Origin of the sequence: Rhodopseudomonas sp. AAP120, from assembly GCF_001295845.1 — a bacterium.
Taxonomy (GTDB): domain Bacteria; phylum Pseudomonadota; class Alphaproteobacteria; order Rhizobiales; family Xanthobacteraceae; genus Rhodopseudomonas.
On sequence record NZ_LJIC01000173.1, the window covers coordinates 36,078 to 45,106 of the forward strand.

Genomic DNA, 9,029 nt, shown 5'->3' on the forward strand with positions numbered 1-9,029 from the left:
CATGCCGAGTTGGCCCGTTCTCGTTTCGCAGGCCTTCAACGGCTTGGCTCTCGGCACGCTGCTGGCGCTGGTCAGTAGCGGGCTGACGATCATCCTTGGCACGCTCGGCGTGCTCAACTTCGCCCACGGTGCGCTATTCGCCGTGGGTGCCTACGCGGTCTTCCTGCTGCTGCAATACACCTCGTCTTTCGTGCTGGCGATCGTGCTCGGTTGCGGCTTCATGCTGGTGCTCGGCTTTCTGCTCGAGCGCGTCATCATCCGCTACTTCTACGATCGACCGCATGAGGACCAGATCCTGGTCACCTACGGCATTGGTATCGTGCTGGTCGAATGTATTCGTGCGGTGTTCGGCGGTAACGCTCAGCGCGTTCCCGTACCGTCCTGGGGGCAGGGCGCCACGCAGCTCGGCTTTCTGATCTATCCGACCTATCGGCTGCAACTGATTGCGATCATCGCCGGATTGCTGCTCGCGCTCTATCTCGTGCTCTACCGCACATCGATGGGCTTGGTGGTGCGCGCCGGTATCGAGAATCCGGGCATGGTCGGCATCCTCGGAATCAACGTCCGCCGCGCTTTCTTGCTGGTGTTCGCCATCGGCATCGTCGCCGTGGGGCTCGCCGGAATGCTCTATGCCCCGGTGGTCGCAGTGTCGCCGGACATGGGCGCGAACTTCATGGCACAATCGTTCGTCGTCATCGTACTCGGCGGCCTCGGGTCGTTCCCGGGTGCGATCGTCGGCGGCCTGATCGCCGGCGAGATCATCAGCCTGACCAGCGCTTTCAACTCTTCCTATTCGGAGGTCATGCTGTATGCGCTGATGGCGCTGTTGCTGGTGATGCGTCCGCAGGGCCTGTTCGGCTCGGAAGGGCGGTCATGAAACGGGCGAGGACATACATTCCCGAGCTCGTGGTCCTGCTCACGTTGGTCGCGGCGCCGGTGGTGCTGAAGCCGTTGGGTTTCTCGACCGACCTGCTCACGCGCGTGTTGAACTGGGGGCTGATCGGCCTCGGCTTCGATATCCTGTTCGGTCTGACCGGCCTGCTGTCATTCGGTCAGGCCGCGTTCTACGGCGTCGGCGGGTTCGTCACCGCCTATCTGCTGGTGTCCGGCGCGCTGGGGAGTGTCTGGCTCGCTCTGCTCGCGGGAACGGGGGCGGCCGGTGTCTTCGGCCTTGTGGTCGGTTGGTTCGCCGTGCGCCGGATCGGCATCTACTTCACGATGATCACGCTGGCCTTCGGCCAGATGGCGTATTTCGTCGAGAACTCGATTCTGACCGACTACACCGGCGGCGAGAACGGCATCGCCGGCGTACCGGTCCCCGTGCTCGGTTTCGGCGACCATGCCTTCCGCATCACCGCCGGGCTGCCGATGTACGTGCTGTTCGCGGTGATCTTCTTTCTCGGTTACGTGCTGGCGCGGCGGATCGTGCGTTCGCCGGTCGGCGCGGTCTTGCTGGCGATCAAGGAGAACACCGGCCGCGTGGCGATGCTCGGTCACAATGTTCGGGCCTACAAGTTGACGGCCTTTGTGCTTGCCGCGCTCTATGCAGGTCTCGCCGGCGGACTGCTCGGCTCGTTCCAGAGCTACATGCCGCCCGACGCATTCTCGCTGGAGACATCCGGCCAGTTGGTGGTGCAGACCATCGTCGGCGGTGCCGGCACGCTGATCGGACCGTTGGTCGGCGCCACCGTATGGCTGTGGCTACGTGACAATCTGCAACTCATCCCCGGCTTCGCCATGCTGTGGAAGCTGGTTCTGGGCATCGCTTTCATCGTGCTCGTGATCGGTCTGCGTCGAGGCATCTGCGGCGAAATCGTACACTGGTGGAACGAGCGCCGTAACCAAGCCGCACTGCGCGCGGCCGAAGCGAAGACCGAGGCGATCGAGGCCCACAATATCGACGCCGCCACCGGCGACGTGACGAAGCGTGCGGATGTGAATCTGCCGCTGGCCGAGCTCGCGACGGGCGACAGCGAGACAGCGCTCGAAGCCCGATCGCTGGCTCGCTACTATGGCGGTCTGAAAGCCGTCGACGGCGTCTCCTTCAAGGTGCGGCGCGGATCGATCCACGCCGTAATCGGCCCCAACGGAGCCGGCAAGAGCACGCTGTTCAAGATGCTGCTCGACGAGGTCAGCCCGACGGCCGGCGAGGTGCTGTTGTTCGGCGAGAAGGTCACCGGCTGCGGCGTCAGCCGTGCCGCGCAACTCGGCATCGCCAAGAGCAATCAGCTCAATCAGCTGTTCCCCAACCTGTCGGTGCGGAAGAATCTGCGGATCGCGGCGTTGGCCCGCAGCCGCGGTCCACTGCGCTTCGATCTGCTGCGGCCGGCGGACAGTCTTGCGGAAGTAGAAGCGCAGATCGCCTCGATCCTGGCGATGCTCGACCTCGTCGAGCGGGCCGATACGCCGGCCCATGTGCTGGCTTACGGCGAGAAGCGCCGGCTCGAAATCGGGATGGCGTTGGCGACCAGCCCGAACGTGCTGCTGCTCGACGAGCCGCTGGCCGGCATGAGCCCGGCGGAAAGGGCAGCGACCTGTGCGTTCATCCGCCACATCGCCCGCGCCCGCACGGTGGTGATCGTCGAGCACGATCTCGACGCCATTTTCGGTCTCGCCGAACGCATCACCGTTCTGTACGAGGGCCGGCTGCTGGCGGACGGCACGGCCGATGAAATCCGTCGCAACCCGGCTGTCCAGGACGCCTATCTCGGAGGGTTGCACGCCCATGAGCCTGCTTGAAGTCGACCGCATCAACACGCTGTACGGCGATTCCCATGTGCTGTTCGACCTGTCGCTCCGGGTCGAGCAGGGCGAGGTGGTGGCCTTGCTGGGCCGCAACGGCGCCGGCAAGACGACCACGCTGCGTTCGATCATGGGTGTGCTGTCGCCGCGCAGCGGCGCTATCCGCCTCGATGGCAAGCCGATCGCCGGAATGCCGCCATCGGCGATCGCCGCCATGGGCGTGCAACTCGTGCCCGAGGAGCGCGCGATCTTCGGCGGCCTCACGGTCGAAGAAAACTTGCGCATCGCGGCGCTGACCGCGCCGAACGCCTGGACGTTCGAACGGATCTACGAGGTGTTTCCGCGGCTCAAGGAGCGGCGCAAATCGGCCGGCCGTTCGTTGTCCGGCGGCGAGCAGCAGATGCTGGCGATCGCTCGGGCGCTGATCCGCGACGCGCGTATCATCCTGCTCGACGAGCCCTTTGAAGGCCTCGCGCCGTTGATCGTGCGCGACCTGGTCGCGGTCGCGCGTGATCTTGCCGCGGAAGGTCGTACCATGATTGTCGTCGAGCAGAACGTTGCCGCGGCGCTCAGCTTCGCCAACCGTGTCTATGGTCTTAACAACGGCCATGTCGTGTTCGAGGGCACCCCGGCGGACCTGAACGCCAACCCCGGGATGGCCCGCGATTTTCTGGGGGTGGCGTCCTGACCAGGGCGCGTACGGCTCTCGATGGCGCCGCCAGCACTTCAGCCCGTCTGCAGCGCCTTCAGCACCTCGTCCGGGCGCTCGACCATCATGGTGTGACCGGCGCCTTTCAGGATCACGGTGCGTGAACCCGCAATCGCGGCGGCGAGCGTTTTGCCGTTCTTGGTCGGGGTCATCATGTCGCGTTCGCCGAGGATCAGCAGCGTCGGCACCGTCACCTTCGCCGTCGCCGCCAGAGCGTCCTTGTAGTCGTTGCAGGCGGAGAGATCATTGAAGATCACGCCGGGCTTGTTGGCTTCGAGCACCCGCACCGAGCCGCCGTGCATCCACAGACCGGGGGCGAGGTTGCCGCCGATCTCCGCATCCGGGCCGAGGCCCCAGATCGTCATCATCGCAACCGCGGCAGGGTCGTCGGCCTCGGCGGCCTTCAGCAGATCGGGCCCGACCGCCATGGTCGAGGTGGTGCCGATCAGCGCCAGTGACGCCACCTTGGCCGGGTGCCGCTCGGCGGTCTCCAGCGCGATCAGCGAGCCCATGGAGTGACCGATCAGCCTGGCCGGCTGCGCGCCGACGGCGTCGAGCAGCGCGGCGATCCAGTCGGCCATCTCGGCGATCGTGGTCAGCGGCTCGCCGCCGGAGCGGCCGTGGCCGGGCAGGTCGGGCGCCAGCACGGCGTAGCCGTGATGCGCGAACCAGCGCGTCTGCAGCGCCCACACCGAATGATCGAAGCCGGCGCCGTGAATGAAAACCGCAGCGGGCAGCGCTGCATCGAACGGCTGGCCGCCGGTGGCGACGAAGGTGTCAGTCTCGTTGACGTTGATCTGCATGGCTCAGCCCTTCTGGGAGACGCGCAGCGCCTGCGCCAGGTCGGAGATGATGTCCTCGGCGGTCTCGATGCCGACCGACAGCCGGATCAGTTCCTCGCCGATGCCAGCAGCGGTGAGTTGCTCCGCGCTCATCTGCTGATGCGTCGTCGAGGCCGGGTGGATCACCAGCGTTTTGGCGTCGCCGACATTGGCGAGATGGCTGGTCAGCCGCAGCGCTTCGATGAATTTTCGCCCGGCGGCGCGGCCGCCTTTGATGCCGAACGAGATGATCGAGCCGGCGCCCTTTGGCAGCAGCTGCTGCGCCAGCGCGTAGTCCGGGTGGCTCTCCAGGGTCGGATGCAGCACCCAGTCGACCGCCTTGCTGCTGCCGAGGAAGTCCAGCACCGCCTTGGTGTTGGCGACGTGGCGATCCATCCGCACCGGCAGTGTCTCGATGCCCTGCAGCAGTTGGAACGCATTGGTGGGCGACAGACACGCGCCGAAATCGCGCAGCCCTTCCATCCGCGCGCGGATGACGAAAGCCGGCGGGCCGAACTGCTCGTCGAAGACGACGTCGTGGTAGCCCGCGTAGGGTTCGGTCAGCGTCGGGAATTTGCCGGAGCCGCGCCAGTCGAACCGGCCGCCATCGACCAGCACGCCGCCGATCGCAATGCCGTGGCCGCCGAGCCATTTGGTCGCCGAATGCATGACGATGTCGGCGCCGAGCTCGATCGGCTTGCTGAGATACGGCGTCGCGAAAGTGTTGTCGATCAGCAGCGGGATCTTCGCGTCATGGGCGATCGAAGCGACTTTCGGAATGTCGAGCACTTCCAGGCCGGGATTGCCGATGGTCTCGCCGATCATCAGCCGGGTGTTTGGCTTGATCGCAGCCTTCAGTCCGGCGTGATCGCGCGGATTGACGAAGCTTGTGGTGATGCCGAAGCGCGGCATCGTGTGCGCCAGGAGGTTGATCGTGCCGCCATACAGCGATGACGAGGCGACGATGTGGTCGCCGGCATTGAGCAGCGTGGCGATCGCCAGATGCAGCGCCGCCATGCCGCTCGCGGTCGCCACCGCGCCGACGCCGTTTTCCAGCGCGGCGATACGCTCTTCCAGCACGGCGATCGTCGGGTTGGAGATGCGGGTGTACAGATGCCCCGGCCGCTCCATGTTGAACAGCGCGGCGGCGTGGTCGGTGTCCTGAAATACGTAGGACGTCGTCTGATAAATCGGCACCGCGCGCGAGCCGGTCAGTGGATCGGGATGTTGCCCGGCGTGCAGGCTGAGGGTTTCAAATCCGGGCGGTTTGGGTGCGGCCATGATGTGCTCGGGTTGTTTCCTGATGGCTTGTTAGTTGGGATCCGTCATTGCGAGCGAAGCGAAGCAATCCAGAAGCTTGGTGCATGGAGCTGGATTGCTTCGTCGCTGCGCTCCTCGCAATGACGAGGGAGAGGGCGGTGTTAGAGCTCTTATGCCACGCTCACGCCGTCGCGTCAGCCAGGCCGACGGCCCACAGCGCGAACGCATAGACAATGGCGACTTCGTCGAGGCGGCTGAAGCGGCCGGAGGCGCCGCCGTGGCCGGCGCCCATGTTGATGCGCAACAGCACCGGCCCGCCGCCCGTCATGGTGGTGCGCAGCTTCGCCACCCATTTGGCCGGCTCCCAATAGGTGACGCGGGGATCGGTGAGGCCGCCCATCGCCAGGATCGCCGGATAGTCCTTCGCCGCGACATTGTCGTAGGGCGAATAGGAGAGGATGGTGTTGAAGTCGGCTTCGCTCTGAATCGGGTTGCCCCACTCCGGCCATTCCGGCGGCGTCAACGGCAGCTTGTCGTCCAGCATGGTGTTGAGCACATCGACGAACGGCACTTCGGCAACGATGCCGGCGAACAACTCGCCCGAGCGATTGGCAACCGCGCCCATCAGCATGCCGCCGGCACTGCCGCCGTGGGCGACGATGCGCTTGGCGCTGGTGTAGTTCGCGGCGATCAGCGCGCGGGCGCTGGCGGCGAAGTCGTCGAACGAGTTGGTCTTCTTCTCCCGCTTGCCGTCGAGATACCAGCCCCAGCCCTTGTCGGCCCCGCCGCGGATGTGCGCGATGGCATAAACGAAGCCGCGATCGACCAGCGACAGCGCGTTGGTCGAAAAGCCCGCCCCCATGGCGTGGCCGTAGGAGCCGTAGCCATACAGCAGCAGCGGTGCCTGCCCGTCGAGCGTGAGGCCGGCCCGATGCAGGATCGACACCGGCACCTCGGCGCCGTCGTCGGCCTTCGCGAAAATCCGCGTGGTGACGTAGTCGGCCGGATTATGGCCGGATGGGATCTCCTGGCGCTTGCGCAGCACGCGTTGGCGCGTCGCCATGTCGTAGTCGTACACTTCCGACGGCGTCGTCATCGACGAATAGGAGAAACGCATCGTCGTGGTATCGAATTCATAGCCGCCTGAGGCCGACAGCGAGTAGGCGGCTTCGTCGAACGCGATGGCGTGCTCGTCGCCACTGGTGAGATCGCGGATGGTCACCGACGGCAGCGCGTTGGCGCGCTCCAGCCGCATCAAATGGCCGGAGAACAGATCGAAGTCGATGATGTAGATGCCTTCGCGATGCGGGATCAGGTCGCGCCAGTTGGCGCGCACCGGATCGGCCAGCGGCGCGGTGACGATCTTGAAGTCTATCGCGCCGTCCGCATTGGTGAGGATGAACAACTCGTCGCCCCGGTCACCGATCGAATATTGCACGCCGAGCTCGCGCGCCGCGACCAGCCGCGGCGGCGCGGTCGGATCGGCGATGTCGATCAGCCGCTGCTCCGAGGTCTCGTGGTCGCCGCCGGCGATCACGCAGAACCGGCCGCTGGTGCTCTCGTGAATATGGGTGAACCAGCCGGAGTCCTTCTCCTCGTACACCAGCAGATCGTTGTCCTGCGCGGTGCCAAGCTTGTGCAGCCACACCTGCATCGGGCGGTGGTTGTCGTCGAGCTTGACGTAGAAGAACGCCGACGAATCGGCGGTCCACACCACGCCGCCGTCGGTCTCTTCGATGACGTCGGGCAGGTCCTGCTTGGTCGCCCAGTCTCGCACCCGGATGGTGTAGTACTCCGAGCCTTTGGTATCGGCGCTCCAGGCCTCGAGCCTGTGGTCGAGCGAGTGCCGCCGGTCGCCGAACTCAAAGTATTCGAGCCCCTTGCCCAACTCGTCGCCATCGAGGATGACGTCGAGCTCGCCGCCATCCCGCGGCGTGCGACCGTACAACGGATGCTGGCCGCCGTCGCGATACTTGCGCAAATAAGCGTAAGGCCCGTCCGGCAGCGGCACGCTGGAATCGTCTTCCTTGATGCGGCCGCGCATTTCCGCGACCAGCTTCTTCTGCAGCGCGTCGGTGTGGCCGAGCACGCTCTCGGTGTAGCCGTTCTCGGCCTCGAGATAGGCCCGAATGTCCGGCTCCAGCAGCGACGGGTCGCGCAGCACTTCCTGCCAGTTCGGGTCCTTCAGCCAGGCATAGTCGTCGGTCAGCGTGATGCCGTGGGTGGTGAAGCTGTGCGGACGGCGCGGTGCGACCGGGGGCGTCTGGCTGGTGCGGGAAGGCTGGGTCATGGGCAGGTCTCGGGCAGGTCTCGTTGCATGCGAAGGCCGTGGGTTGGCCGAGATGGGCTTAGCAGAGTTTGGCCCTTGCGGCGCGCGCCGCTTTGCGGTCGAAAGGACGCGGCCGGTTCCGTTGCTGGCCAGGACCATTGCGGAGCGTGCAAGTGGCTGAGACCATAACTGAATTTCACGGGGTCTTTCCCTATCTGGTGTCGCCGCTCGATGCGGGTGGACGCGTTCGCACCGACGTCCTCGGCCGGCTGTGTGACGACCTGATCAAGGCCGGCGTACACGGCCTAACGCCGCTGGGGTCGACGGGCGAGTTCGCCTATCTCGGGCCAGCGCAGCGTGAAGCCGTGGTGCGCGCCACGATCGAGGCTGCGGCGGGCCGCGTGCCGGTGGTCGCCGGCGTGGCGTCGACCTCGACGGCCGATGCGGTGGCGCAGGCGAGGGCGTATCAGAAGCTCGGCGCGACCGGCATCCTTGCGATCCTCGAAGCGTATTTCCCGCTCAAGGATGCGCAGATCGAGAGTTACTTTCGCGCCATCGCCGACGCAGTCGATATCCCGGTGGTGATCTACACCAACCCGCAATTCCAGCGCTCGGACCTGACGCTCGACGTCATCGCACGGCTCGCCGAGCATCCGCGCATTCGCTACATCAAGGATGCCTCGACTAACACCGGCCGGTTGCTGTCGATCATCAACCGCTGCGGAGAGTCTTTGCAGGTGTTCTCGGCGTCCGCGCACATCCCGGCCGCGGTGATGCTGATCGGCGGCGTCGGCTGGATGGCCGGCCCCGCCTGCATCGCCCCGCGCCAGAGCGTTGCGTTGTACGAGCTGTGCAAAGCGCAGCGCTGGGATGAGGCGATGGCGCTGCAGCGCAAATTATGGCGCGTCAACGAAGCCTTCGCCAAATTCAACCTCGCCGCCTGCATCAAGGCCGGCTTGACGCTGCAGGGCTACGACGTCGGTGACCCGGTCCCGCCGCAAGCGCCGCTGACCGCGGAAGAGCGCAAGGCGGTGCAGCAGGTGCTGCAAGAGATCGCTTAGCCGCCACCCCGGGCGGCGGCGCGCCCCCTCCCCCTTGCGGGGAGGGGTAGGGGGTGGGGGTCCCCAGGCACGGCTTTTTTGCAGCGTCCCCCGGTTGCGGCGCAGGCTGTCGCACACCACTGCGGTCTCGCTCTTGGCACCCCCACCCCCGACCCCTCCCCGCAAGG

General features: G+C 65.9%; 7 protein-coding genes. 4 read left to right on the top strand and 3 right to left on the bottom strand.

Annotated features, from left to right (window positions below; all coding sequences use genetic code 11):
* Window position 1 precedes the first annotated feature (1 nt).
* The 3 genes from IP86_RS24255 to IP86_RS24265 are packed head-to-tail and all read left to right on the top strand — an operon-like array spanning window position 2 to window position 3,430.
* Complete coding sequence (locus IP86_RS24255; protein ID WP_054165003.1) at window positions 2–877, top strand: branched-chain amino acid ABC transporter permease; 876 nt, start codon at window positions 2–4, stop codon at window positions 875–877.
* Window positions 874–2,739: a branched-chain amino acid ABC transporter ATP-binding protein/permease gene (locus IP86_RS24260; protein WP_054165004.1), complete on the top strand. Its 1,866-nt coding sequence runs from the start codon at window positions 874–876 to the stop codon at window positions 2,737–2,739. Before IP86_RS24255 ends, IP86_RS24260 begins: the two co-directional genes overlap by 4 nt.
* On the top strand, window positions 2,726–3,430 hold the full coding sequence (locus IP86_RS24265) for an ABC transporter ATP-binding protein (protein WP_054165005.1): 705 nt from the start codon (window positions 2,726–2,728) through the stop codon (window positions 3,428–3,430). The genes IP86_RS24260 and IP86_RS24265 overlap by 14 nt, the downstream gene beginning before the upstream one ends.
* Before the next feature lie 38 nt (window positions 3,431–3,468).
* Here IP86_RS24265 and IP86_RS24270 read toward each other — a convergent pair whose 3' ends face one another.
* The 3 genes from IP86_RS24270 to IP86_RS24280 form a co-directional block, all read right to left on the bottom strand.
* The gene (locus tag IP86_RS24270) at window positions 3,469–4,254 is read right to left on the bottom strand and encodes an alpha/beta fold hydrolase (RefSeq protein WP_054165006.1); all 786 of its coding nucleotides are present in this window, start codon (window positions 4,252–4,254) and stop codon (window positions 3,469–3,471) included.
* A gap of 3 nt (window positions 4,255–4,257) precedes the next feature.
* Window positions 4,258–5,553 carry an O-acetylhomoserine aminocarboxypropyltransferase gene (locus tag IP86_RS24275; RefSeq protein WP_054165007.1) on the bottom strand — a complete coding sequence of 432 codons (1,296 nt, stop codon included), beginning with the start codon at window positions 5,551–5,553 and terminating at the stop codon, window positions 4,258–4,260.
* 160 nt (window positions 5,554–5,713) lie between these two features.
* Complete coding sequence (locus IP86_RS24280) at window positions 5,714–7,822, bottom strand: S9 family peptidase (RefSeq protein ID WP_054165008.1); 2,109 nt, start codon at window positions 7,820–7,822, stop codon at window positions 5,714–5,716.
* A 164-nt stretch (window positions 7,823–7,986) separates the two neighbouring features.
* Here IP86_RS24280 and IP86_RS24285 point away from each other — a divergent pair, with 164 nt between their 5' ends.
* Window positions 7,987–8,862, top strand: coding sequence for a dihydrodipicolinate synthase family protein (locus IP86_RS24285; RefSeq protein ID WP_054165010.1), 876 nt, complete (start codon window positions 7,987–7,989; stop codon window positions 8,860–8,862).
* Window positions 8,863–9,029: the final 167 nt, after the last annotated feature.